The following is an 848-nucleotide window of genomic DNA, read 5'->3' as shown; positions in this document are numbered from 1 at the left end:
CGGTCACATGCAGCAGCAGGGTGGCGTTGACCGTTTCTTCCAGGGTGGCCCGGAATGCCTGCACCAGCCGGTGCGGCAGGTGACGGATAAAGCCCACGGTGTCCGCCAGAATGGCGGGGCCGACGCCCGGCACCTTCACCTTGCGCAGGGTCGGGTCCAGGGTGGCAAACAACTGGTCCGCCACATAGACATCACCAGTAGTAATGGCATTGAACAGGGTGGATTTCCCCGCATTGGTGTAGCCCACCAGGGAAATCAGCGGGGTTTCCGAGCGCTGTCGTGCCCGGCGGCCTTGAGCGCGCTGCTTACGGACCTTGTCCAGGCGCGATTCGATCCCACGAATACGGTCACGTAATAAACGGCGGTCCGTTTCCAGCTGGGTCTCACCCGGGCCACGCAGGCCGATACCGCCTTTTTGGCGCTCCAGGTGGGTCCAGCCCCGCACCAGGCGGGATGACAAATGACGCAACTGCGCCAGCTCAACCTGCAAGCGCCCCTCGTGGGTGCGCGCCCGCTGGGCGAAAATATCGAGAATCAACCCGGTACGATCCAGCACCCGGCATTTCACCACCCGTTCCAGGTTACGTTCCTGGCCCGGGCTCAGTGCATGATTGAACAGCACCACGTCAGCGTTGTACTCGCTCACCATGGCGGCCAACTCGTCGGTTTTGCCGGTGCCGATAAACAGGGCCGGGTCCGGGCGGTCGCGCTTGCCGGTCAACTCGGCCACCGGCTGCACGCCGCTGGAGGTCACCAGGTGATGAAATTCGTCCAGATCCTCACGCCCCATGGCATCGGGCAGCTCCAGATGAACCAGAATCGCCCGCTCACCCGCTTCGGTACGTGTT

At 63.3% G+C, this 848-nt stretch carries 1 protein-coding gene; it reads right to left on the bottom strand.

Annotated elements, in window-relative coordinates; genetic code table 11:
- Positions 1-848: ribosome rescue GTPase HflX (gene hflX, locus A3730_RS08380; protein ID WP_063537907.1), on the bottom strand; the 848-nt coding region annotated here is incomplete at both ends.

This window comes from Alcanivorax sp. HI0044, assembly GCF_001634945.1.
The sequence above is the reverse complement of the archived record's forward strand: the minus strand, read 5'-3'. Positions and strand labels throughout refer to the sequence as shown.